General features: G+C 64.2%; 24 protein-coding genes and 1 riboswitch. Of the genes, 8 read left to right on the top strand and 16 right to left on the bottom strand.

All coding sequences use genetic code 11. The annotated features are described in order from the left end of the window. Nucleotides 1-13 precede the first annotated feature (13 nt). Entirely contained in the window at nucleotides 14-1,330 is a 1,317-nt protein-coding gene (locus K420_RS0104215) for a hemolysin family protein (protein ID WP_027456952.1), read from the bottom strand. A gap of 160 nt (nucleotides 1,331-1,490) precedes the next feature. Here K420_RS0104215 and K420_RS19590 point away from each other — a divergent pair, with 160 nt between their 5' ends. Then, complete coding sequence (locus tag K420_RS19590; RefSeq protein WP_157275001.1) at nucleotides 1,491-2,474, top strand: hypothetical protein; 984 nt, start codon at nucleotides 1,491-1,493, stop codon at nucleotides 2,472-2,474. On the opposite strand, the gene K420_RS0104205 is transcribed toward K420_RS19590, so the two are convergent. The 4 genes from K420_RS0104205 to K420_RS20015 form a co-directional block, all read right to left on the bottom strand. Continuing rightward, a complete protein-coding gene (locus K420_RS0104205) occupies nucleotides 2,418-3,635 on the bottom strand; it encodes an MFS transporter (protein ID WP_232422732.1) in 1,218 nt (405 codons plus the stop codon). The genes K420_RS19590 and K420_RS0104205 overlap by 57 nt on opposite strands. Then, a complete protein-coding gene (locus K420_RS0104200; protein ID WP_027456950.1) occupies nucleotides 3,632-4,336 on the bottom strand; it encodes an MOSC domain-containing protein in 705 nt (234 codons plus the stop codon). Before K420_RS0104200 ends, K420_RS0104205 begins: the two co-directional genes overlap by 4 nt. Nucleotides 4,337-4,400: 64 nt before the next feature. Further along, complete coding sequence (locus K420_RS0104195) at nucleotides 4,401-5,294, bottom strand: ROK family protein (protein WP_084019558.1); 894 nt, start codon at nucleotides 5,292-5,294, stop codon at nucleotides 4,401-4,403. Then, the gene (locus tag K420_RS20015) at nucleotides 5,294-5,944 is read right to left on the bottom strand and encodes a hypothetical protein (protein WP_157274999.1); all 651 of its coding nucleotides are present in this window, start codon (nucleotides 5,942-5,944) and stop codon (nucleotides 5,294-5,296) included. The genes K420_RS0104195 and K420_RS20015 overlap by 1 nt, the downstream gene beginning before the upstream one ends. Nucleotides 5,945-6,030: 86 nt before the next feature. Here K420_RS20015 and K420_RS0104185 point away from each other — a divergent pair, with 86 nt between their 5' ends. Beyond that, nucleotides 6,031-6,366 (top strand): DUF1840 domain-containing protein, encoded by a 336-nt coding sequence (locus K420_RS0104185; RefSeq protein ID WP_027456947.1) that lies wholly within the window; start codon nucleotides 6,031-6,033, stop codon nucleotides 6,364-6,366. Nucleotides 6,367-6,383: 17 nt separating this feature from the next. Here K420_RS0104185 and K420_RS0104180 read toward each other — a convergent pair whose 3' ends face one another. From K420_RS0104180 to K420_RS19585, 4 genes are read right to left on the bottom strand one after another with little or no spacing between them, the layout of a single operon-like run. Next, nucleotides 6,384-6,749, bottom strand: coding sequence for an Hpt domain-containing protein (locus K420_RS0104180; RefSeq protein ID WP_084019556.1), 366 nt, complete (start codon nucleotides 6,747-6,749; stop codon nucleotides 6,384-6,386). Nucleotides 6,750-6,770: 21 nt separating this feature from the next. Further along, entirely contained in the window at nucleotides 6,771-7,340 is a 570-nt protein-coding gene (locus K420_RS0104175; RefSeq protein WP_051452948.1) for a hypothetical protein, read from the bottom strand. Nucleotides 7,341-7,378: 38 nt separating this feature from the next. Then, a complete protein-coding gene (locus K420_RS0104170; RefSeq protein ID WP_027456944.1) occupies nucleotides 7,379-7,741 on the bottom strand; it encodes a cupin domain-containing protein in 363 nt (120 codons plus the stop codon). A gap of 1 nt (nucleotide 7,742) precedes the next feature. Next, nucleotides 7,743-8,114 carry a c-type cytochrome gene (locus tag K420_RS19585; RefSeq protein ID WP_198293792.1) on the bottom strand — a complete coding sequence of 124 codons (372 nt, stop codon included), beginning with the start codon at nucleotides 8,112-8,114 and terminating at the stop codon, nucleotides 7,743-7,745. Nucleotides 8,115-8,191: 77 nt separating this feature from the next. Between K420_RS19585 and K420_RS18100 the strand changes: the two genes are divergently transcribed. Genes K420_RS18100 through K420_RS20010 form a run of 3 tightly spaced genes read left to right on the top strand, consistent with a single transcriptional unit; the run spans nucleotide 8,192 to nucleotide 9,696 of the window. After that, nucleotides 8,192-8,905, top strand: coding sequence for an N-acetylmuramoyl-L-alanine amidase family protein (locus tag K420_RS18100; protein WP_051452946.1), 714 nt, complete (start codon nucleotides 8,192-8,194; stop codon nucleotides 8,903-8,905). Between the two features lie 4 nt (nucleotides 8,906-8,909). Next, nucleotides 8,910-9,158, top strand: a complete 249-nt coding sequence (locus tag K420_RS20400) for a hypothetical protein (protein WP_157274997.1) — start codon at nucleotides 8,910-8,912, stop codon at nucleotides 9,156-9,158. 25 nt (nucleotides 9,159-9,183) lie between these two features. Beyond that, entirely contained in the window at nucleotides 9,184-9,696 is a 513-nt protein-coding gene (locus K420_RS20010; RefSeq protein ID WP_084019554.1) for a PEP-CTERM sorting domain-containing protein, read from the top strand. Nucleotides 9,697-9,860: 164 nt separating this feature from the next. Here the strand turns inward: K420_RS20010 and murB are convergent, their stop codons facing one another. From murB to bamE, 4 genes are all read right to left on the bottom strand, one after another. Beyond that, on the bottom strand, nucleotides 9,861-10,880 hold the full coding sequence (gene murB / locus K420_RS0104155; protein ID WP_027456943.1) for a UDP-N-acetylmuramate dehydrogenase: 1,020 nt from the start codon (nucleotides 10,878-10,880) through the stop codon (nucleotides 9,861-9,863). After that, the gene (locus K420_RS20810) at nucleotides 10,877-11,098 is read right to left on the bottom strand and encodes a DUF3079 domain-containing protein (protein ID WP_027456942.1); all 222 of its coding nucleotides are present in this window, start codon (nucleotides 11,096-11,098) and stop codon (nucleotides 10,877-10,879) included. Before K420_RS20810 ends, murB begins: the two co-directional genes overlap by 4 nt. Before the next feature lie 26 nt (nucleotides 11,099-11,124). Next, nucleotides 11,125-14,784: a methionine synthase gene (gene metH, locus K420_RS0104145; RefSeq protein WP_027456941.1), complete on the bottom strand. Its 3,660-nt coding sequence runs from the start codon at nucleotides 14,782-14,784 to the stop codon at nucleotides 11,125-11,127. A gap of 68 nt (nucleotides 14,785-14,852) precedes the next feature. Further along, nucleotides 14,853-14,920, bottom strand: a riboswitch (S-adenosyl-L-homocysteine riboswitch). Between the two features lie 49 nt (nucleotides 14,921-14,969). Beyond that, nucleotides 14,970-15,464, bottom strand: coding sequence for an outer membrane protein assembly factor BamE domain-containing protein (gene bamE, locus K420_RS0104140; protein WP_027456940.1), 495 nt, complete (start codon nucleotides 15,462-15,464; stop codon nucleotides 14,970-14,972). Nucleotides 15,465-15,553: 89 nt separating this feature from the next. On the opposite strand from bamE, the gene K420_RS0104135 reads away from it, so the two are divergent. Then, nucleotides 15,554-15,946: a rhodanese-like domain-containing protein gene (locus K420_RS0104135; RefSeq protein WP_027456939.1), complete on the top strand. Its 393-nt coding sequence runs from the start codon at nucleotides 15,554-15,556 to the stop codon at nucleotides 15,944-15,946. On the opposite strand, the gene K420_RS0104130 is transcribed toward K420_RS0104135, so the two are convergent. From K420_RS0104130 to K420_RS0104120, 3 genes are read right to left on the bottom strand one after another with little or no spacing between them, the layout of a single operon-like run. After that, nucleotides 15,926-17,128 carry a multidrug effflux MFS transporter gene (locus tag K420_RS0104130; RefSeq protein ID WP_027456938.1) on the bottom strand — a complete coding sequence of 401 codons (1,203 nt, stop codon included), beginning with the start codon at nucleotides 17,126-17,128 and terminating at the stop codon, nucleotides 15,926-15,928. The two genes, K420_RS0104135 and K420_RS0104130, sit on opposite strands and share 21 nt — an antisense overlap. Continuing rightward, the gene (locus K420_RS0104125; protein ID WP_027456937.1) at nucleotides 17,121-18,614 is read right to left on the bottom strand and encodes a YifB family Mg chelatase-like AAA ATPase; all 1,494 of its coding nucleotides are present in this window, start codon (nucleotides 18,612-18,614) and stop codon (nucleotides 17,121-17,123) included. Before K420_RS0104125 ends, K420_RS0104130 begins: the two co-directional genes overlap by 8 nt. 9 nt (nucleotides 18,615-18,623) lie before the next feature. Beyond that, entirely contained in the window at nucleotides 18,624-18,866 is a 243-nt protein-coding gene (locus tag K420_RS0104120) for an accessory factor UbiK family protein (RefSeq protein WP_027456936.1), read from the bottom strand. 262 nt (nucleotides 18,867-19,128) lie between these two features. On the opposite strand from K420_RS0104120, the gene K420_RS0104115 reads away from it, so the two are divergent. Together K420_RS0104115 and glnK are read left to right on the top strand one after the other, a co-directional pair. Then, entirely contained in the window at nucleotides 19,129-19,980 is an 852-nt protein-coding gene (locus K420_RS0104115) for a TorF family putative porin (RefSeq protein ID WP_027456935.1), read from the top strand. An 84-nt stretch (nucleotides 19,981-20,064) separates the two neighbouring features. Further along, the gene (gene glnK, locus K420_RS0104110) at nucleotides 20,065-20,403 is read left to right on the top strand and encodes a P-II family nitrogen regulator (RefSeq protein ID WP_027456934.1); all 339 of its coding nucleotides are present in this window, start codon (nucleotides 20,065-20,067) and stop codon (nucleotides 20,401-20,403) included. Nucleotides 20,404-20,409 lie beyond the last annotated feature (6 nt).

The following is a 20,409-nucleotide window of genomic DNA, read 5'->3' as shown; positions in this document are numbered from 1 at the left end:
GTTGTCCCGGCGCTCAGGAAGTGGTCGGTGTGGACTGCGCCATCGTCGACAGCAGCACCTTGTCGACCCGGTTCTTGTCCATGTCCATGACTTCGAAGCGCCATCCCGCGGCTTCGAAATGGTCGGTTGGCACCGGAATGCGTCCCAGGACATGCATGATGAAACCGCCCAGGGTATGAAAGCCGCGTTGATCCTCGCCGGGCAGTTCTTCCTCGATGTCGAGCACGGACTTCAGCCTTTCGATACCGACATCGCCATCGACCAGCCATGAGCCGTCCTCGCGCTGGAGCATGTCGCGCTCTTCCGGCGCCTCAGGTTCGGAGAGTTCGCCGACGATGGCGGACATCACGTCGGTCAGGGTCACCAGACCCTGAACATCGCCGTATTCATCGACGATGAGGGCGAACTGCAAACGGGCGCGCCGGAAGTTTTCCAGCAACTGGGTGGTCGTTACCGTTTCCGGAACGTACAGCGGTGGATGCAGAACCGACTCGATGTCCGCGCCCGAAATGCAATGCCCGGGCAGGGCTTTCTTCAACAGGTCGCCGGTTTGCAGCACGCCGAGGATATGGTCGAGCCCGTCGCGGCAAACGATGAGGCGGGAAAATTCGGTTTCGATGATGCGTTGGCGAGCCAGTTCATCGCCTTCGTCGAGGTCGATGACGAACATTTCCCGGCGCGGCGTCATGATCGCCGCGATTTTCTGCTCGTCCAGGCGCAGGACGTTGGAGACGATTTCCTGCTCGCTTTCGTGGAAGACGCCGGCTTCGGCACCTTGCTCCATCAGCACCTTGATTTCATCGTCGGTCACCGGCGGCTCTTCCTTGCGGCGCGCCCCGAGCAGGCTCAGGATGGCCGTCGAGGAACCGGACAGTACCACCACCAGGGGATGCGTCACCTTGGCCAGGAACAGCATCGGACGGGCGATCAGTGAAGCGATGCCTTCCGGCGCCAGCATGGCCAGGCGCTTGGGTACCAGTTCGCCGACCACGACGGAAAAATAGGTCAGGGCGACAACGGTGATGGTCAGCGCCACGCTCTTGGCGTAAGGCGCCAGCAGCGGCATGCCGGCCAGCCACTCAGCCAGCGGGTCGGCCAGCGCCGCTTCGCCGATGGCACCGCTGAGAATGCCGACCGAGGTGATGCCGACCTGGATGGTGGATAGAAAGCTGGATGGTTCCTGGTGCAGCGACAGCGCTGCTTCTGCCCCCAGGCTACCGTCGTCCGCCAGGTTCTGGAGCCTCGCCTTGCGCGAGGAAACGACGGCAATTTCGGACATGGCGAAGACGCCATTGATCAAGATGAGTATGACGAGAAGAAATATGTCCATGCTTGAAACCGCCCTGCGCAGCGACCGTGCGTGCGGTTTCGGTATTGAGAAGCGGCTGATTGTAGCAGGCGCTGCACAGCGGTCCGTCCGTCAGACGGATGCCAGCCACCCGGCACGTCCCTTGCACTGTTGCCTGCCCAACCACCGCAAGGAGCGCATCATGAAAATCCAGGATTCCTGTGTCCAGCTCACGGCGAGCCACGAGGAAAGCTATTCCCGGTCGAGCGAAATCACCCGCACGACAAGCTTTCGCCAGATCTTTGCCGACCTCGCCCAGCCCGCCAGTGACGAGGCGGCCGAAGCCCGCAAACGGGTCCAGCGGCTGCTGCAATCGCTGCTCGATACCATCCTGGCGGCTATCGACGGCAAGAAGTGCAAGGAAAACTTTGCCGCTGTCGAACCCTTGCCGGATGAGCCGGCGCCGCCGGCCAACCGCCGCGAAATCAGCTGGACCCATCATGTCGTCCAGAAGCAGAGCGAAAGCGAGCGGACCAACGTCTGCGGCTCGGGCTGCGTGCAGACCGCCGACGGGCGGCAGATCGCCTTCGACTTTTCGCTGCACCTGGCGCGCGACGAAACGCGCGTCTCGACCTTCGACGACAGCGGCACCCTCACCCTGCGCGACCCGCTGATGCTCAGCTTCGACGGCAAGGCCTGCGAGCTGAGTGCGGAACGTATCGCCTTCGATCTCGACGCCGACGGCAAGGCCGAGGAAATTCCCGCCTTCGGGGCGGCCAGTGGTTTCCTGGTCTTCGACCGCAACGGCAACGGCAAGGCCGACAATGGCAGCGAACTGTTCGGAGTGGCCAGTGGCAATGGCTTTGCCGACCTCAGTCGCCTGGACGAAGACCATAACGGCTGGATCGACGAGAACGACACCGCCTGGCGCCAACTTGCCGTGTGGTCGGCCGAGGGCTTCGCCTCGCTGGCCGAACGCCAGGTCGGCGCTTTGTATACCGGCGCGGTCGATGCCCCGTTTACGCTCAAGGGCGAGGGCAACGCGCTGCTCGGCCAGATCCGTGCCGCCGGCCTCTACCTCACCGAGAGCGGCGAGGTGGGCCATTTGCAGCACGTCGATCTGGCAGTGTCATCCCCGGCGAGCGGGCAGCAGCAGCCAGACGAGGGCCAGCGCCTGACCGCCTAGGAGAGTCAGGAAGGCGGTGCGGTAGGCGGCATCACTGGCCCAGCCGCCGGCCTGCAGGGTGTCGACCAGGCCGCCGATGCCCCATTGCAGGCCGAAGGCCCCGGCGAAGACGAGCAGGTTGAGCGCGGTATTGGCTCGCCCCGACAGGTTGGCCGGGAAGGACTGGGCGACCAGCGTATAGGCGATGTTGGACAACGAGAAGCAGGCACCGAGCACCGGCCACAGCAGCCCACCCGCCAGGCCTGGGTGCAGGCTGATCAGCGCGAAGGCAGCCAGGGCGAGGATCATCGCGCCGCGATAGACCCAGTCCAGCCGGATGCCGCGATGAACCAGGCGCGTGGCGAAGAAGCCCATGAACAGGAAGCCGCCCAGCATCGCCGCGCTGATCCAGGTCAGCCGGCCGGCGATGGCGGCACCGTTCATGCCCTCCAGCACGTTCATCCAGCGCGAGGCCCACAGGCCTTGGACGGCCATGAAGCCGCCGGTCATCCAGAAGCCCATCGGGGCGTAACGCCAGAAATGCCGGCTGGAAAAAACCTGGCGGACGCCGGCCAACTGGGCCCGGATGCCGTCGTGTCGCCCCTCGCCAGCGCTGTCCGGTACGCGCCACCAGATCAGCGCGGCGACGAGGAGAGTGGCGACGGCTAGGCCGAGTGCGATGATTCGCCAGCTGGTGAAGCCGATGGCGATTTCCAGCGGCTTGGCGGCGGCCAGTGCGCCGAGGCCGCCGGAGGCCATCACCCAGCCGGTCAGCGAGGCTTGCCGTTCGGGTGGGAACCACAGCGTGAAGGCCTTCAGCGAGGCCATCAGGCAGGCTGAAACGCCGAGGCCGATCAGGGCGCGGCCAACGGCCAGGCTGCCCAGGGTGTCGGACAGGGCGAAGAGCGCAACCCCGGCGCTGGCCAGCAACAGCAGTCCGGATTCGACCCGGCGCGGTCCGTAGCGGTCGAGCAGCATGCCGAGTGGCAACTGGGCGGCGCCGAAGGCCAGGAAGTAGGTGCTGGTTAACAGTCCCAGCGCATTGTCGGGCAGGCCCAGCTCGCTGGCGATGACCGGGCCGATGACCGCATTGACCGTGCGGAACAGGTAGGACAGGAAATAGCCGGCGGCAAAAGGCAGGAACAGCCTGAGCCAGGCGGCGTCGGGGCGAATCGCGTTCACGGGGCGTCCGGTTTCACGTGGAACGCGACCACCGGCGGCGGTGTCTGGTCGCGGTGGGTGCGCAGCCAGGTCAGGCGGTCGAGGATCTTTCGTCGCCAGTTGGCGGCGATGCCCGGCGAGGCAGCAAGCCGTTCCAGATCGGCCAGCGGCGGGCGGTGGGCCTGCCAGAGCTGCATCGCTTCGGCCAGGGTATAGGCTTGTGGATCGCTCGTTTCGCAATCGAGCGTATCGCCAGGCTGGACGACCCCGGGGGTCAGTACGCGCCAGTACCAGCCGGTGATGCGCTGCTCGGCGATGAACTGGGCCATGCCATCACAGCCGTAGCGTTCGTCGATCTTCCAGCACGGGCTGCGGGGCTGGCTGATTTGCAGGCGCGCCGTGCCGAGGCGCCAGATGTCGCCGAGTCGTACGTCGTTTTCGTCGAGATCCGGTGTCGACAGGTTCTCACCGTTGCTGCCGGCGACCAACAGCCCGGCCGCTGCGGGAAAACGGGCCGCCAACTGGGCATAGTGGCGGGCCGGGTAGAGATGCACCGCCTTGTCCGGTCCGCCGTGCACCCGGCGGTCGGCCTGCTGGTCGCCGATGAACCCTTCCGGTCCGAGTTCGAGCGGGCCGCTGGCTGCTTGTTTGTAGATGCCGGTCGGCCGACCGGATTCGGGGAGCGACCGGATGCCGCCGATGAAGAGGGAGATATTCGCCATGGTCACCCGATTGTGCCATTGCAGACGGCCATTGTGGGCGCTGGAAAACCCGGGGGGCGCCCGCTCAGTCCCACAACCAGGCGGCGCCGCGTACGCCGGACGAGTCGCCATAGGTCGGCGGCAGGAAGCGGGTGGCGATGCTGTCGGAAAAGACATGGGGCGCGCAGCGGGCCGGCAGGTTGCGGTAGAGCCGTGCCAGGTTGGAGAGGCCGCCGCCGAGCACGATGACCTGCGGGTCGAGGATGTTGATGACGCCGGCCAGGGCGCGGCCAAGCCGTTCTTCATAGCGCTGCAGCGTCGCCTCGCAGGCGGCGTCGCCCTGCTCGGCGCCTTGGGCGATGCGCCGCGCATCCAACTGTACACCGGTGTGGCGGGCATGGTCGGCGGCTAGCCCGGGGCCGGACAGATAGGTTTCGATGCAGCCCAGCCGTCCGCAATAGCAGGGCGGGGTGGGCAGGTCGTCCGGTTGCAAGGCGGGCAGCGGATTGTGGCCCCATTCGCCGGCAATCGAATTGGCGCCGGCCAGGACGTGCCGGCGAATGACGATGCCGCCGCCGACGCCGGTGCCGAGGATGATGCCGAAAACGGTTTCGGCATCCCGGCCGCTGCCGTCGATGGCTTCCGACAGCGCGAAGCAGTTGGCGTCATTGGCCAGCCTCACCTCCCGGCCAAGCAGGACCTGCAGGTCGGCGCGCAGCGGCTGGCCGATCAGGCAAGTCGAATTGGCGTTCTTGATCCGGCCGCCGGGCAGCGATTCTGCCCCGGGGATGCCGATTCCGACGCTGCCACGTCGGCCGAGTTCGCTTTCCGCCGTGGCAACCAGCCCGGCCACCGCCTGCAGCGTCGCGCGGTAGTCGCCCTGCGGCGTGGCTACCCGCCGGCGCAACAATTCCGAACCATCGGTGTCGAGCGCGATGATCTCGATTTTGGTCCCGCCGAGGTCAATGCCCAGGCGCATCAGACGCGGACGGCGATGCCCTTGACGTTGCCGTAGGTGGTGGTCAGGGTAAGCAACACGCTGGTGCCGGCTTCGAGCAGCAGCATGAAGAGGTTGCGTTCGGAATAGAGACAGACCGGCTGGCGGATGCCGTATTTCTCGCGCAGGGCGGGCGCCAGCTCGGCGAAGCGCTGCTCGATGGGTTGTACGGCATCGGCGTAGCCATGGCCGAGTTCGGAATGCAGGCCGAGGACCGAAAGGTAGAGCTTGCCGCCGATGCGCAGCCGCTGCTTGAGGGCATGGATCACTTCGCGGGCATCCGGGTAGCGCAGGCCGCACACGCCGCGCCGGATGTAGATGATATCGAAGGGTTGGCCGGGCAGTTCGGCGGGCAGGGTCTGCAGCGTCGTCGGCAGGTAGGCGATCTGTTCGCGACGGCCGGAGGCCAGGATACGGCCCTCGATTTCCTGGGCGAATTCGGGAAGGTCGGCGATCAGCACATCGGCCCCGAGGGCCGCAAACTTGGGTGCCGTTTCGCAGCGTTTGTCGGAAATGACCAGTACCGAAACGCGGTGATCGATGCGCTGCCGCTTGACGCATTCCTCCAGCGCGTAGCGCTCCAGCTCGTCCCCCCCGGTTTCCAGGGGATTGGCGGTAAGATGTGTTGTCATGTCCATTGTTTTGTCTCCCTGCGCTTCATTTTGCATGAAGCCTGCCCGGGGTGACAACGGAAAAGGCAGTGAGGAGGGGAATTACGATGCTGGTCCAGTTTGTCTCCAGTGAAACCGGAGAAGTGCTGATGTACGCCGATGTGGCGCGGGTATTGCTGCAGGCCATGGGCAAGGAAACCACCGCCCGCGGTGCCTTCCTGCCGGAGCAGATGCTGCCGGCGGCGCAGGCCCTGCGCGATGCGGTGCAGCGTTCCGAAGCCGCGCAGCCACCGGCCGAGGAGGACGAGGAAGAAGAAGGCAAGAAGAAGGAAATCGTGGTCGGCCTGCGCCAGCGCGCCTGGCCGCTGATCGACATGCTGGAGCGGACGGCCCGCAGCGGCCCGAAGGCCAATATCGTCTGGGAAGCTGCCGCCGATTTCTGAGCCTTGCCGGCCGCCTATTAACCGCGGTCGAGGTCGAAACCGCGGGCGATGCCGCCCATGACGCGGTTCAGTTCGCTCTCGAATTCGGCGAAAAGCCGTTCGCGTGATGGATCACCATCGCGCAGGGCCGTCTCCAGCTGTTTGGCTGCTTCCTGCAACTGCCGGGCGCTGATCGTGCCGGCCAGGCCTTTGGCGCTATGGGCGCGGCGTTCGGCGCTGATCAGGTCGCCGTTGTCGATGGCCGCGCGGATCAGCTGCGTTTCATCCACGAAACGGGTGTAGAAATCGCGTAAAACCTTTTCGTAGAGTTGCGGCTTGTTCATCATGCGCCGCAGGCCCTCGGCCTGGTCAATCCCGGGTAGCTCAGGGAGGGCTTGTGACATGGTCAGGTAGCGACGGGCCGCTCAGAACAGCTCGATGTCGTCGCTCTTTTCCTTCATGTCGGCCATGAACTTGTCGACCGCCTCTTGGACCGGCACGCCCTGCATCACGGCGTCGAACATGGCGATTTCCTCGCGGGTCGAGTACTTGGTCTTGATCCTGTTCTGCAGATCGACCCATTCCTTCGGGTTAAACAGGCGGTGCGGGTCGGCAACGAGGTCGCTGAGATCGCCCAGGCTGAGGCCGACGTGGGCCAGACGCTGAACCAGCTTGTCGTAGAACTGGAAGGCGATGATGGCCTGGTGGACCATGCTGGAGACGTGTTCGGAAACACCGGTCAGGTTCTGCTTGGCAGCGCCGACTTCGCCTTCGTCAGGCAGCGTCTGGATAGTGTCGGAGATCATCCGCATGAAGCCGGCCATGGACGTGAAGGAGTTGGTGAGCACCTCGACCGAGGCATTGCTGTCCTTCATTGCCGACTCGATCTGCACGGCAGCCAGTTCGAGCATCAATACCGTTTCTCGAACCTGGCTCCAGTTGAGATCCGGCATGTGGGCACTGGTGCCGCGTGGCTGGCTGGTTTCTTGCGTCATGGGTACCCCCTCCTCAAGCGGCAAAACTATAGCGCAATTCAGGTCTGGCGTTCTATCACCACATAATGCTTGCGCACTGCTTCAAGCACTTCGAAGGTACCGGTGAAGCCGGCCGGAATGACGCAGGCGTCGCCCGGGCCGAATTCGGCGGCATCGCCGTCGTGGTCGGTAATCCGGAGTCGCCCTTCGATGACGCAGAAGAACTCGTCCTTGCCGACAGGGAAGGCGATTTTCCAGGCGCCCGGCTCGCAGGCCCAGATGCCGGCCGAAAGGTCGCCATTGGCGGTCAGGAAGTGCTCCCAGGTCGTGCGCTGCGGATTCCCGGCGAGCAGCCGGTCGGGGCGCGGGCGGTCGAAGACGGGAGCAGGCTGGCGGGCGGAGAAAACGGTCAGTTTGGGCATGTCATTTCTTCAGGCGTTTATCGGCTTTCTGCCGCCAGCGTGCGATATCGGCCCCTGTGGGCTCGGCGAACCGGCCGCCGGCGGCGTTCGCCATGTAGATCACGGCACGGGCGATCTCTTCATCGCTCAAGCCAGGGTTGCCACCTTTCGCCGGCATTTTGCGTATGCCGGCCAGGGCACTTGGCACGAGATCATTCAGGCCCTCGCGGATCAGCTTCTTCCATTGCCGGGCATCGCCGAACAGGGGGGCCTGGAACTTGCCGCTGCCATGGCACTCGATGCAGGTCGCGGCGTAGACATCGGCCCCACTCTGGGCTGCGAGGGCGAAGCCGGGCAGGGACAGGCCGAAGAGGAGCAAGGTGCGGAGTCGCATGTTTGTCTTGTCAGGGGGGAGGCAGGCCGCCATCTTAAATTCCCCGGATAATTCGGGGAATGAAAATTCTTCTTTCCATGGCTGTGCTCTTACTGGCCTTGCCGGCGCACTCCCTGGCGGCGGCGCCTCTGGTTGCCGTCGATGTTGGCCACGGCATTCAGGATGGTGGCGCAATCAGCGCCCGGGGGCGCCATGAATTCGAGTTCAATCGGGAATTCGCCGGCCGGCTGGCCGACACTTTGCGCCAGCACGACCTGGGTGTCCGGGAAGTCAACTTTGACGGCCGTATCGCCAGCCTGCCCGCTCGTCCGGAAGCGGCAGCCGGTAGCGATTTCTTCATTTCCATCCACCACGACTCGATTGGCGAAGCCTGGCTGCTGCCGTGGGAGTGGGAAGGGCAGCCGCAGACGCATACCGAGGTCAAGCGTGGCTACGGCATTTTCGTCTCGGCCCAGAATCCCGACCTGGCGACCAGCCTGCGCTGCGCATCGACCATCGGTGCCCTGCTGCGCCGGGCCGGCTTCGAGCCCTCGACCTGGCATGCTCGCAAGCATGTGGCGGCCGATGCCCCAAATGGCGTCTGGTATTACGACAACCTCGTCGTGCTCTACCGGACCACGTTGCCGGCGGTGCTTTTCGAAGCCGGGGTGATCAAGCACAAAGAAGAGGAAATGGAACTGCGCGACCCCGAGCGCCAGGCCCGCATGGCCGATACCGTCGCCACCGGCATCGCCGCCTGCCTCTTCGTGCGGGATGTGCCGCCGACTACTGGCGTTCAGGGCGGCAAGTGAGCGCTTGGGAAACATCAAGACTGCTGCCAAGGTGCGTGCTGTTCAGTTATTTCCGGTCAACGACAGCAATGCAGCGGTTGCGGCCTTTTGGTATGACCTTGGAAGATTATCTGGGGCGGGGCCAGATACTGCGCGCCGTAATTGCAGAAATGCCGGAATTATTTACAGCCAAAAGCGCAAATTAAATTTATTCATTAATAATCAAACAAATAAAATATTGGCACAAAAAATGCTTAATTCGGCATATTCGTAGTCTATACCAATATCAGGAGAGGATCATGCAGGCACTTTTTAAAAAATCCCTTGTTGGAATTGCACTTGCTGGTTCAGTCTTGACAGCAAATGCGGCTGTCGTGGCAACGGTAGGCGTGAGCGGGGGGAATCCTTACTTTGACGATTACGATGTCGTATTTGGTCTCGGCAGTACCGCGAATCCAACGTGGAGTCAGCAAGTGGCGTGGGATCACTCCTATGGCGAGCCATTCGACGCTGCGGGTACGGCATCCATCGATATCACATCACATTGGGATAACAATGGTGGGCAGACATGGTGGGCATTGGTGGATGACAACTGGGGGGCGAATTATTCCTACCTAACCAGTTTTACAATCAACACAGGGTTCGGCACGTTAGTGGGAACGAATAGCGGTACCTATATTCCAGATTATGGGTATGTCTATTCGTTCATCAATACCCCGCAGACTTCTGTTCCGGAGCCGACTTCTCTAGCACTGGTCGGTTTGGCTTTGGCGGGTTTAGGTTCAATGCGCCGCAAGCAAAAAGCCGCTTGAGAAAATTGGACACTATCAAAAACGGGAGCTTCGGCTCCCGTTTTGCATTCGTAGAGGCCGCTATTGAGAAAATCCAAAGGCTTCAACCAGTCAGTTGGTGTAGCCCTCGGAGTTCTGAACGGAAGATGCCCGTCTTCCTTTCATGGCCTTTGCGTGGCGGCGGGCTAAAGGAAAATCGGCTCCGGGGTCAGGCTGACGCCGAATCTGGCCAGCACGTCGGCCTGCACGGCCGCCATGGTGCGCTTGACGTCGTTGCCCGTGGCACCGCCCAGGTTGACCAGGACCAATGCCTGTTTCTCGTACATGCCGACCGGCCCGAGCGCCTTGCCCTTCCAGCCGGCTTGCTCGATCAGCCAGCCGGCGGCCAGTTTGACGCGGCCGTCCGGTTGCGGGTAGGTAGGTAGTCCCGGGTGGGCGGTTTTCAGTGCCGCGGCTTGTTCGGCGGAAACGATCGGGTTGTGAAAGAAGCTGCCGGCGTTCGGTGTCACGGCCGGGTCGGGCAGCTTGCGCTGACGGACGGCGATGACGGCGTCGGCGATATCGCGCGGTGTGGGGGTGGTGATCTGACGGGTGGCCAGTTCCTGCGCCACGTCGGCATAGCGGCAGTTGGGCTGCCAGGCCTTGGGTAGGCGGAAGGTGACGGCGGTGATAGCGAGACGACCGTCCAGATGCCAGCCTTCCTGCTTGAACAGGCTGTCGCGGTAGGTGAACCGGCAGTCGTTGCGAGTCAGCTGGCAAACGGCCTGTTTCGTGAAATCCCAGGCCGTGACACGGGTGATCCGCTCGCCGGCCTCCAAACCGTAGGCGCCGATGTTCTGGATGGGGGCCGCGCCGACCGTGCCGGGGATCAGCGACAGGTTTTCCAGACCCGGCCAGCCCTCGGCCAGCGTCCATTGCACGAAGTCGTGCCAATTCTCGCCGGCGCCTGCCTCGACGTACCAGGCCGAGTCGTCCTCGCCGGCCAGGCGGCGGCCGGCAATGGCCATGTGCAGCACCCGTCGGTCCACATCGCCAGTCAGCACCAGGTTGCTGCCGCCGCCGAGCACGAAGCGCCGCTCGCTGGCCAGAGTTGGATCGGCCAGCTGGGCGGCGTCGGTGATGCGCTGGTAGCGGGCGGCCTGGCCGGGCAGGGCGAGGGTGTTGAAGGCGCCGAGATCGACATCGGTGCGGTAAGGTCCGCTCACGCCTCGGCCTTCTTGTCCGGATCGGAGGGATCGTTGGTCTCGTCTACTTCGATGCCCCAGTCTCCCCAGGTGTACCAGTCGTCGCCGAGCATTTCCGCCGGGTGCTGCGTGCGGCCGGAGCCGTTGCCGCATTGCAGGTCGGTGGCCGCGCAATATTTGTCGCAGCCCCAGCAGATACGCTCGGGGTGCTTGGGATGCAGGGGAAAACGCTTGGCCATGGCAGTCGGCGACGATTGAACGATGGTTAGAGTAGAGGAGCCAGCCAGCGTTCCGCTTCCTTGAGTGCCATGCCCTTGCGGGCGGCCCAGTCTTCCAGCTGGTCGCGGCCGATCTTCGGAATGGCGAAGTAGCTCGATGCCGGGTGGCCGATGTAGAAACCGGAGACGGCAGCGGCCGGGGTCATGGCGCAGGATTCGGTCAGGCCCATGCCGATGGCCGGCGCGTCGAGCAGCTTGAACAGCTCGCGCTTGGCGGTGTGGTCTGGGCAGGCCGGGTAGCCGGGGGCGGGGCGGATGCCCTTGTATTGCTCGGCGATCAGGCCATCGTTGTCGAGCTTTTCGCCAGCGGCGTAACCCCAGAACTCGGTGCGCACCTTCATGTGCAGCCATTCGGCGGCCGCTTCGGCCAAGCGGTCGGCCAGGGCCTTGAGCATGATCGCCGAGTAGTCGTCGTGGGCGGCCTCGAAGCGGGCGACGTGTTCGTCGATGCCGAGGCCGGCCGTGACCGCAAAGGCGCCGGCGTAGTCCTGCTCGCCGACGAAATCGGCCAGCGCCGTGTTGAAACGGCCTTGCGGCTGCTTGATCTGCTGGCGCAGGCCGACCCAGCGGGTCGCTTCCTGGCTGCGCGATTCGTCGGTGTAGAGCACGATGTCCTCGTTCTCACCCTTGGCCGCGTAGAGGCCAAACACCGCCTTGGCGGTCAGCCAGTTTTCGCTGACGATCCTGGCCAGCATGGCCTGGGCATCGTGGAACAACTGGCGGGCGGTTTCGCCGACCGTTTCGTTCTGCAGGATGGCCGGGTAGCGGCCGGCCAGGTCCCAGCTCTGGAAGAAGGGCGACCAGTCGATATAGGGCACGAGGTCGGCGAGCGGAATGGTGATTTCCTGGCGGCCGAGCTGGGCCGGTTTGACCGGGGTGTAGGTCTCGTTCCACGTGAAACGATTGGCCCGGGCGTCGTCCAGCGAAACCAGCGTGGCGCCCTTGCGGCCGGCGTGTTCGGCGCGCACGGTTTCGTATTCGGCGGCGATTTCGGCGTGGTAGGCATCGCGCTGGTCGATGGAGAGCAGCTTGGTGGCGACACCGACGGCGCGCGAGGCGTCCGGCACGTAAACCACCGGGCCTTCGGCGTTGGGCGCGATCTTGATCGCGGTGTGGGCGCGGCTGGTTGTCGCGCCGCCGATCAGCAGCGGCTGCTTCATGCCGTGGCGCTTCATCTCGGCCGCGACGTGGGCCATTTCTTCCAGTGACGGCGTGATCAGGCCGGACAGGCCGATGATGTCCACGCGATGCTCGAGCGCCGCCTTCAGGATGTTGTCGCAGCTGACCATGACGCCGAGGTCGACGACGTCGTAGCCGTTACAGCCGAGCACGACGCCGACGATGTTCTTGCCGATGTCGTGCACGTCGCCCTTGACCGTGGCCATCAGGATCTTGCCCTTGGAGCCGAGGCCGGTACGGGATTTCTCGGCTTCGATGAAGGGCAGCAGGTGGGCGACCGCCTGTTTCATGACGCGGGCCGACTTGACCACCTGCGGCAGGAACATCTTGCCGGCGCCGAAGAGGTCGCCGACGTGGTTCATGCCGGCCATCAGCGGGCCTTCGATGACGGCGAGCGGCGGCTTGCCTTCGGCCTCCAGCTTGGCGCGTACTTCTTCGGTATCGGCCACGACGAAATCGGTGATGCCCTTGATCAGCGCGTGTTCCAGGCGCTTTTCGACCGACTGTTCGCGCCACGACAAATCCGGGCCGCTATCCTTGCTCTTGCCTTCCTTGACGGTTTGGGCGAAATCGACCAGCGCCTCGCCGGCGCCCGGGTGGCGGTTCAACACCACGTCTTCGACCTTGGCGCGCAGTTCCGGCTCCAGGTCGTCGTACACGCCGAGCATGCCGGCATTGACGATGCCCATGGTCATGCCGTTCTGGATGGCGTGGTAGAGGAAGACGGTGTGGATCGCCTCGCGCACCGGGTCATTGCCGCGGAAGCTGAACGAGACGTTGGACACGCCGCCGGAAATGTGGGCGTGCGGCAGGTTCTGCTTGATCCAGCGCACCGATTCGATGAAATCGACAGCGTAGTTGTCGTGTTCGGGAATGCCGGTGGCGATGGCGAAGATGTTCGGGTCGAAGATGATGTCTTCGGCCGGGAAACCCATGCCGGTCAGCAGTTCGTAAGCCTTGCCGCAGATCTCGATCTTGCGGGCGTAGGTGTCGGCCTGGCCCTTTTCGTCAAAGGCCATGACGATGACCGCAGCACCGTAGCGGCGGGCGAGCTTGGCTTGTTCGAGGAACTTGGCTTCGCCTTCCTTCATCGAGATCGAATTGACGATGCCCTTGCCCTGAATGCACTTGAGGCCGGCTTCGATGACTTCCCACTTGGAGGAGTCGATCATGATCGGCACGCGCGAAATGTCCGGTTCCGAAGCAATCAGCTTGAGGAACTTGTCCATCGCGGCGATGGAGTCGAGCATCGCCTCGTCCATGTTGATGTCGATGACCTGCGCGCCGTTTTCCACCTGCTGGCGGGCGACGGCCAGCGCATCGTCGAAGCGGCCTTCGAGGATCATGCGGGCGAAGGCGCGCGAGCCGGTGACGTTGGTGCGTTCGCCGACGTTCACGAACAGCGAATCCTTGCCGCAATTGAACGGCTCCAGCCCGGAGAGGCGCAGCGCCGGCTCGATTTTTGGCGTTTTACGCGGGTGCACCGCAGCAACGCGCCGGGCGATGGCTGCGATGTGTTCCGGCGAGGTGCCGCAGCAGCCACCGACGATATTGACGATGCCGGCCTTGGCCCAGCTCTCGATCTCGTCGGCCAGCATGTCGGCGGTTTCGTCGTAGCCGCCGAAGGCATTCGGCAGGCCGGCGTTCGGGTGGGCCGAAACGTAGCAATCGCAGACGCGCGACAGTTCCTCGACGTACTGGCGCAATTCCTTGGCGCCGAGTGCGCAGTTCAGGCCGAAGGAAATTGGCTGGATGTGCCGCAGCGAATTCCAGAAGGCTTCGGCGGTCTGGCCGGACAGGGTGCGGCCGGAGGCATCGGTGATCGTGCCGGAAATCATGACCGGCCAGCGGCGGCCGGCGACGTCGAAGAACTGCTCGATGGCGAACAGCGCGGCCTTGGCGTTCAGCGTGTCGAAGACGGTTTCGACCAGCAGGATGTCGGCGCCGCCCTCGACCAGGCCGGTGGTGGCCTCGAAGTAGTTGGCGACCAGTTCGTCGAAAGTGACGTTGCGGTAGCCGGGGTCGTTCACATCCGGCGAGATCGACGCCGTGCGGCTGGTCGGGCCGAGCACGCCGGCGACGAAGCGCGGCTTGTCCGGGTTGGCGGCGGTGAATTCGTCGCACAGGCGGCGGGCCAGCGCGGCGCCTTCCTTGTTCAGCTCGTAGACGATGGCTTCGAGCTTGTAGTCGGCCTGCGAAACGGCAGTCGAGTTGAAGGTGCAGGTTTCCAGGATGTCGGCGCCGGCTTCCAGGTAAGCGCGGTGGATGCCGCCGATGATGTCCGGTCGGGTCAGCACCAGCAGGTCGTTGTTGCCCTTCAGGTCATGCGGGTGATCGGCAAAGCGCGCGCCGCGGTAATCGGCCTCCTGCAGCCCGTGGCGTTGGATCATCGTGCCCATCGCGCCGTCGAGGACGAGCAGGCGTTGCTGGAGCAGGGACTGGAGTTCGGACGTACGATCGGGCTGCATGGATCACCTCGGCAAAGCAGTAAAACGCCGGGGACGCCGCAAAAACGAACGGCGCCACAAACCGGCTGGGTTTGCGAGCGCCGTTGATCATTGCCGAGCCTGGCCCCGGTTAAGGGTCGCAGCGCTCCTCGGCAGAGACGTTAGTTTATCGGGGGCCGGGTGTGCTGCCAAGTGCCTTGATTTATTTAGCCTTTCGGTACAACCCGCTTCGAGGTTTTCTTGACCCCGCCGTGGCCGGTATCGAAATGCACCATGAAATAGGTTTCGTCCATCGGCGGCATGCCTTCGATGCGCCATTCCCAGATTTCCTCGCGCAGGTTGTTGAAGGTCTGTTTGGAGCCGGGGGCGCCGAGCAGGCGGCGGACGTCGTCCTTGCTCATGCCTTCGCGCACCTTGGCGTAATTGGCGTCGTTCAATACCTGCTCTACCTTGGCGACGACATGGTCCTGGCCGAAGGTGATCATGTAGCAACTGCTGCCGTTCGGCTGGCGGGCGTACTCCCAGGTCGCCGTACCGTCGTCGTTCCAGTGGATGAAGCCGGGTTCGCCCATGCGCGAGCGGACTTCCGCCTGGGTCGTGACGCCGGGCGTGATTTCCTTGAGATTGACGTAGTCGCAGGCAGGCAGCGCGGCGGCAACGATGGCCGAGGCTGCGGCGGTGATCCAGGCGGGCAGTTTCATGCGAACTCCAGGCGAAGGGCTGAGGCAAGTTTACGCCTTCGCGGACTTGCTTTCATAATATTGGACCCTCCTAATTTTCGGATATGCCGATGCAACATCTCGACCCCCAGGCCGCCTTCGATTTCCTGCAGCAGGATGCGCAGGCCGTGCTGGTCGATTGCCGGACGGAAATCGAGCACATGTATGTCGGCCATCCGGCCGGCGCCGAGCATGTCGCGTGGCAGGAGGGGCCGGATTGGGAAATCGACCCGCAATTCGCCGCCAAGGTGGCACGGTTGGTCAAGGGTGACCTGACACGGCCGGTCCTCCTCATCTGCCGCAGCGGCAACCGCTCGGTCGATGCCGGGCTGGCGCTGGAGGCCGCCGGCTTCACGCAGGTGATCAACGTGCTGGAAGGTTTCGAGGGGCCCCTCGACGACGATTACCACCGCGGTACGCTCGGTGGCTGGCGCTTCCGCGGCCTACCCTGGTATCAGACGTAGGCGCTGGTGGAGTTGCGCAAAGCCGGCACCGGCCAGCATCAAGCCGGCCATGCCGAGCGACAGGGTCAGCGTTGAACCCCACAGCGCCGGCGCGAGCAAGGCGGCGACCAGACCATTGAAACCGGACTGCAGGAAGGTCTGGCAGGAGGCCGCCAGGCCGCGCTGGTCCGGGAAGGGGTCGAGTGCGAAGAGGGTCAGGCAGGGCATGGCCAGCGCCATCCCCAGCGTGTAGATGAAAATGGGCAGCACGCTCCAGGGCAGGCCGGGCGGCAGCGCCAGGTTGAGCAACAGGTTGATGCTGGCCGCCGCCCCCATCGCCGCATAGCCCAGCGCAATGGTACGGGGCAGCGAGACCTTGCCGGCCAGCCGGCCGGATAGCCAGGAGCCGCAGACCAGGCCGCCCATGCCCGGCCCGAACAGCCACAGGAAGCCGGTTTCCGGTACACCGAGGTGCTGCATCAGGAAAACCGGGGCGGACAGGATGTACAGGAAGAAGCCGCCGAAATTGAGGCTCAAGGCGGCGCAGGCAGTCAGGAAGGCCGGCGAGGTCAGCACCTTCCAGTACGTGCTGCCGAGATAGGCCGGGCGCAGGGACTGGCGCTTCGCCGGCGCCAGCGTTTCCGGCAGCAGTTTCCAGCAGGCCAGCCACAGCGCGCTGGTGGCGAGTACCAGGAAGGCGAAGACTGAGCGCCAGCCGAACAGCGTCTGCAGCCAGCCGCCGATGACCGGCGCGATGGCCGGGGCCAGCGCGAACATCATGGTGATCTGCGACATCAGGCGCTGTGCCGCAGCCCCGTCGTACAAGTCGCGCACGATGGCCCGGCTGATGACGATGCCGGCCCCGGCGGTGACCCCCTGCATGGCGCGCCAGAACCAGAGAATCTCGATGCGCGAGGCGAGCATGCAGCCGAGCGAAGCCAGCGCGAACAGGGCGAGGGCGACGAGCAGCACCTTGCGGCGGCCGAAGCGGTCGGCAATCGCGCCGTGCCACAAGGTCATCAGCGCGAAGGAAAGAAGATAGGCCGACAGGGTCTGTTGCACCTGCAGCGGTGTGGCCTGCAGCTTTTCGCCGATGTCGTGGAAGGATGGCAGGTAGGTGTCGATCGAAAACGGGCCGAGCGCCGACATCGCGGCGAGCAGGAGGGCTATGCCCCGGGTGCTACGCGGCGTGGGCTCAGCCACGGGCGAAACGCCGGTACTGGATGGCCTCGGCGACATGCGGCGCACCGATCTCCTCGCTGCCGGCGAGGTCGGCGATGGTGCGGGCCACCTTCAGGATGCGGTGCCAGGCCCGTGCCGACAAGTCGAGTTGCGTCGTCGCCTGTTGCAGCAGCTTGCTGCCGACGGCATCCAGCTGGCAGCAGCGATCAACTTCCTGTGTGCCCAGTCGGGCATTGAGCTTGCGCTGCCGTGCCTGCTGCCGGGCATGCGCCGCCTCGACCCGGGAGCGGACGGCAGCCGACGCCTCGCCTTCCGACTTGCCGGCCAGCGCATCGGGCGGCAGGGCCGGCACTTCGATGATCAGGTCGATGCGGTCGAGGAAGGGGCCGGAGAGTTTGCCGCGATAGCGTGCAATCTGATCCGGCGTGCATCGGCACTTGCCGTCCGGTGCGCCGTGAAAGCCACAGGGACACGGATTCATCGCGGCGATCAGCTGGAACTCGGCCGGGAATTCGGCATGGCGCGCCGCCCGGGCGATATGAATACGGCCGGATTCGAGCGGTTCGCGCAGGGTTTCCAGCACCTTGCGGTCGAACTCGGGCAGTTCGTCGAGAAACAAGATACCGTGATGCGCCAGACTGATCTCGCCCGGGCGTGGCGGGTTGCCACCACCGACCAGGGCCACCGCCGAGGCGGTATGGTGCGGCTGGCGGTAGGGACGCACCCCGAAGGCCTCGGGGCGGAACTGGCCGACCAGCGACCACACGGCGGCCGACGCCCGGGCCGCTTCCCCGTCGAGATCCGGCATCAGGCCGGGCAGGCGGGCGGCGAGCATCGACTTGCCGGAACCCGGCGGGCCGATCATCAACAGGGAATGCGAACCCGCCGCGGCGATTTCCAGGACCCGCTTGGCCTGCGCCTGGCCGCGCACGTCGGACAGGTCGGCGACAGCCGGCCGGCTCTCCGCGACGGCCCCTTCGGCGGCGGGCAGGGCTTCCCGGTTGGTCAGGTGGGCGCAGACGCCGAGCAGCGAGCGGGCGGCCAGAATGTGCGTCGAGCCGGTCAGCGCCGCCTCGCGGGCGCTTTCCTCGGGCAGGATGAAGGCCTTGCCGGCGTCACCGGTCTGCAGGGCCATGGCCAGCGCGCCGCGGATCGGGCGCAGCTCGCCGGATAGCGACAACTCGCCGGCGAATTCGTAATCGGCCAGGGCCGGTGCCGGTATCTGACCACTGGCGGCGAGGATGCCGAGGGCGATCGGCAGATCGAAACGGCCGGATTCCTTAGGCAGGTCAGCGGGGGCCAGGTTGACGGTGATCCGCTTCTGCGGGAATTCGAAACCGGAATTGACGATGGCCGCCCGTACCCGGTCGCGGGCTTCCTTGACTTCGGTATCGGGCAGGCCGACCAGCGTGAAGCTGGGCAGGCCGCTCGCCAGGTGCGCCTCGACGACGACCGGCGGCGCGTTCAGGCCATCCAGTCCGCGACTGTGGGCGACGGCCAGCGCCATCGTGCTGCCTTACTGGCCCGCGCGGGCCTTTTCCAGCGCGTCGACGCGGGCTTCCAGGGCTTGCAGCTTTTCGCGGGTGCGGGCCAGAACCTGGGCCTGGATATCGAATTCCTCGCGGGTGACCAGGTCGAGTTTGCCGAAAAAGCCGCTCATCATGGCCTTGGCGTTCTTCTCGATGTCCCGGGCGGGGGTGTTGGCGAGCAGGGCGCTCATCTTGGCGCCGAAATCTTCAAGAATCTTGGGGTCGAGCATGGGTTTCCTCCGTGGGCGGGCAGTTTAACCCGGATTGTTCATCCGGGCACGATGGCGTGCGGAGCCCCCGCACGCTGATCGCTCATGCGTGGTGCGTAGCGCGGGGTGACTGCACGGTTTTGGTGCGCCAGTCGGGGGCGTGCTCCGGGTGGTGATCGTGAATCCTTTGATTCGTATCAATAATTTCCCCTGGCATGCGTTCTGCTAAAGCTGTTTCGCACAGTTTTCAATTCGCATTCGTCAATCCCACAGGAGAGAAATCATGAAGAAGTCCGTCATCGCCCTGACCCTCGCCGGCGTCTTCGCCGCACCCGCCTTTGCCGAAGAAGCCGCACCGACGCCGGAACATACCCTGACCGGCAACGTCGGCCTGTTCTCCAGCTACCGTTTCCGGGGTATCGACCAGACCTTTGGCAAGCCGGCCCTGCAGGGTGGTTTCGATTACGCGCACTCCAGCGGTGTGTATGTCGGTAACTGGAACTCCAACGTTTCGTCCGGCGCCGGTTTCCCGGATGGCAACCTGGAGATGGACTTCTACGGCGGCTACAAGACGACCTTTGGGGACTTCGGCCTCGATGTCGGCGCCATCCTTTACTACTACCCGGGCACGCAAGCCAAGGTTCTTGGCACCAATGCCGAAGAAGGTGCAGTCAATAACAAGGAAGTCTATCTGGGGGCCTCCTGGAAGTTCGTCTCCCTCAAGTATTCCTATGCATTTGACGACTACTTCTCTCTGCGCGGCTGGGATTCGACGGGCGCCTCCACCGGCAAGTCGACCAAGGGTAGCTCCTACATCGACCTGTCTGCCAACTACGATCTGGGCAATGGCTGGGGCATCAACGGTCACGTCGGTCACCTGAACCTGAAGAACGGCTACAAGGGTGACTACACCGACTGGAAGATTGGCGTGACCAAGGACATCAATGGCTGGGTACTGGGTCTGTCGTATGTCGATACCAATGCGGCCGGGCGTTGCTCGGGTGCTTCCGACTACCAGTTCTACTGCTTTACCAACTCCAACTCCGAAACGGCGGCAGGCGGTATCAATTTTGGCTCCAAATCGAAGGATGCCGGTCGTGCCATCGCTGTCTTCTCGGTTTCCAAGACCTTCTAAGCCAACCTAAAACTTCCCCCGTCGGCGTACCGGCCGGTGCCGGCGGGGGAGGACAGATATCAATCAACTGGGGAACTACACATCATGAAATTCGTTACCGCCATCATCAAGCCGTTCAAGCTTGACGAAGTGCGTGAGGCGCTGTCCGCCATCGGCGTGCAGGGCATCACGGTTACCGAAGTGAAGGGTTTCGGCCGGCAGAAAGGGCATACCGAGCTGTACCGCGGGGCCGAGTATGTCGTCGATTTCCTGCCCAAGGTGAAGATCGAGGCTGCCGTCAAGGACGAGCAACTCGACCAAGTCATCGAGGCCATCGAGAAATCCGCATCCACCGGCAAGATCGGCGACGGCAAGATCTTCGTCTTCGATGTCGAGCAGGTCATTCGCATCCGGACCGGCGAAACCGGTACCGACGCCCTCTGAGGAGCC

It is taken from the genome of Dechloromonas agitata is5 (assembly GCF_000519045.1).
GTDB classification, from domain to species: Bacteria; Pseudomonadota; Gammaproteobacteria; order Burkholderiales; family Rhodocyclaceae; genus Azonexus; species Azonexus agitatus.
This window is presented reverse-complemented; position numbering and strand designations above follow the sequence as displayed.

What these genes read in the sequence shown, in the direction of transcription:
- K420_RS0104215 (WP_027456952.1), bottom strand. Translation starts at nt 1,330, where the DNA reads ATGGACATATTTCTTCTCGTCATACTCATCTTGATCAATGGCGTCTTC.
- K420_RS19590 (WP_157275001.1), top strand. Translation starts at nt 1,491, where the DNA reads ATGAAAATCCAGGATTCCTGTGTCCAGCTCACGGCGAGCCACGAGGAA.
- K420_RS0104200 (WP_027456950.1), bottom strand. Translation starts at nt 4,336, where the DNA reads ATGGCGAATATCTCCCTCTTCATCGGCGGCATCCGGTCGCTCCCCGAA.
- K420_RS0104195 (WP_084019558.1), bottom strand. Translation starts at nt 5,294, where the DNA reads ATGCGCCTGGGCATTGACCTCGGCGGGACCAAAATCGAGATCATCGCG.
- K420_RS20015 (WP_157274999.1), bottom strand. Translation starts at nt 5,944, where the DNA reads ATGACAACACATCTTACCGCCAATCCCCTGGAAACCGGGGGGGACGAG.
- K420_RS0104185 (WP_027456947.1), top strand. Translation starts at nt 6,031, where the DNA reads ATGCTGGTCCAGTTTGTCTCCAGTGAAACCGGAGAAGTGCTGATGTAC.
- K420_RS0104180 (WP_084019556.1), bottom strand. Translation starts at nt 6,749, where the DNA reads ATGTCACAAGCCCTCCCTGAGCTACCCGGGATTGACCAGGCCGAGGGC.
- K420_RS0104175 (WP_051452948.1), bottom strand. Translation starts at nt 7,340, where the DNA reads ATGACGCAAGAAACCAGCCAGCCACGCGGCACCAGTGCCCACATGCCG.
- K420_RS0104170 (WP_027456944.1), bottom strand. Translation starts at nt 7,741, where the DNA reads ATGCCCAAACTGACCGTTTTCTCCGCCCGCCAGCCTGCTCCCGTCTTC.
- K420_RS19585 (WP_198293792.1), bottom strand. Translation starts at nt 8,114, where the DNA reads ATGCGACTCCGCACCTTGCTCCTCTTCGGCCTGTCCCTGCCCGGCTTC.
- K420_RS18100 (WP_051452946.1), top strand. Translation starts at nt 8,192, where the DNA reads ATGGCTGTGCTCTTACTGGCCTTGCCGGCGCACTCCCTGGCGGCGGCG.
- K420_RS20010 (WP_084019554.1), top strand. Translation starts at nt 9,184, where the DNA reads ATGCAGGCACTTTTTAAAAAATCCCTTGTTGGAATTGCACTTGCTGGT.
- K420_RS20810 (WP_027456942.1), bottom strand. Translation starts at nt 11,098, where the DNA reads ATGGCCAAGCGTTTTCCCCTGCATCCCAAGCACCCCGAGCGTATCTGC.
- metH (WP_027456941.1), bottom strand. Translation starts at nt 14,784, where the DNA reads ATGCAGCCCGATCGTACGTCCGAACTCCAGTCCCTGCTCCAGCAACGC.
- bamE (WP_027456940.1), bottom strand. Translation starts at nt 15,464, where the DNA reads ATGAAACTGCCCGCCTGGATCACCGCCGCAGCCTCGGCCATCGTTGCC.
- K420_RS0104135 (WP_027456939.1), top strand. Translation starts at nt 15,554, where the DNA reads ATGCAACATCTCGACCCCCAGGCCGCCTTCGATTTCCTGCAGCAGGAT.
- K420_RS0104125 (WP_027456937.1), bottom strand. Translation starts at nt 18,614, where the DNA reads ATGGCGCTGGCCGTCGCCCACAGTCGCGGACTGGATGGCCTGAACGCG.
- K420_RS0104120 (WP_027456936.1), bottom strand. Translation starts at nt 18,866, where the DNA reads ATGCTCGACCCCAAGATTCTTGAAGATTTCGGCGCCAAGATGAGCGCC.
- K420_RS0104115 (WP_027456935.1), top strand. Translation starts at nt 19,129, where the DNA reads ATGAAGAAGTCCGTCATCGCCCTGACCCTCGCCGGCGTCTTCGCCGCA.
- glnK (WP_027456934.1), top strand. Translation starts at nt 20,065, where the DNA reads ATGAAATTCGTTACCGCCATCATCAAGCCGTTCAAGCTTGACGAAGTG.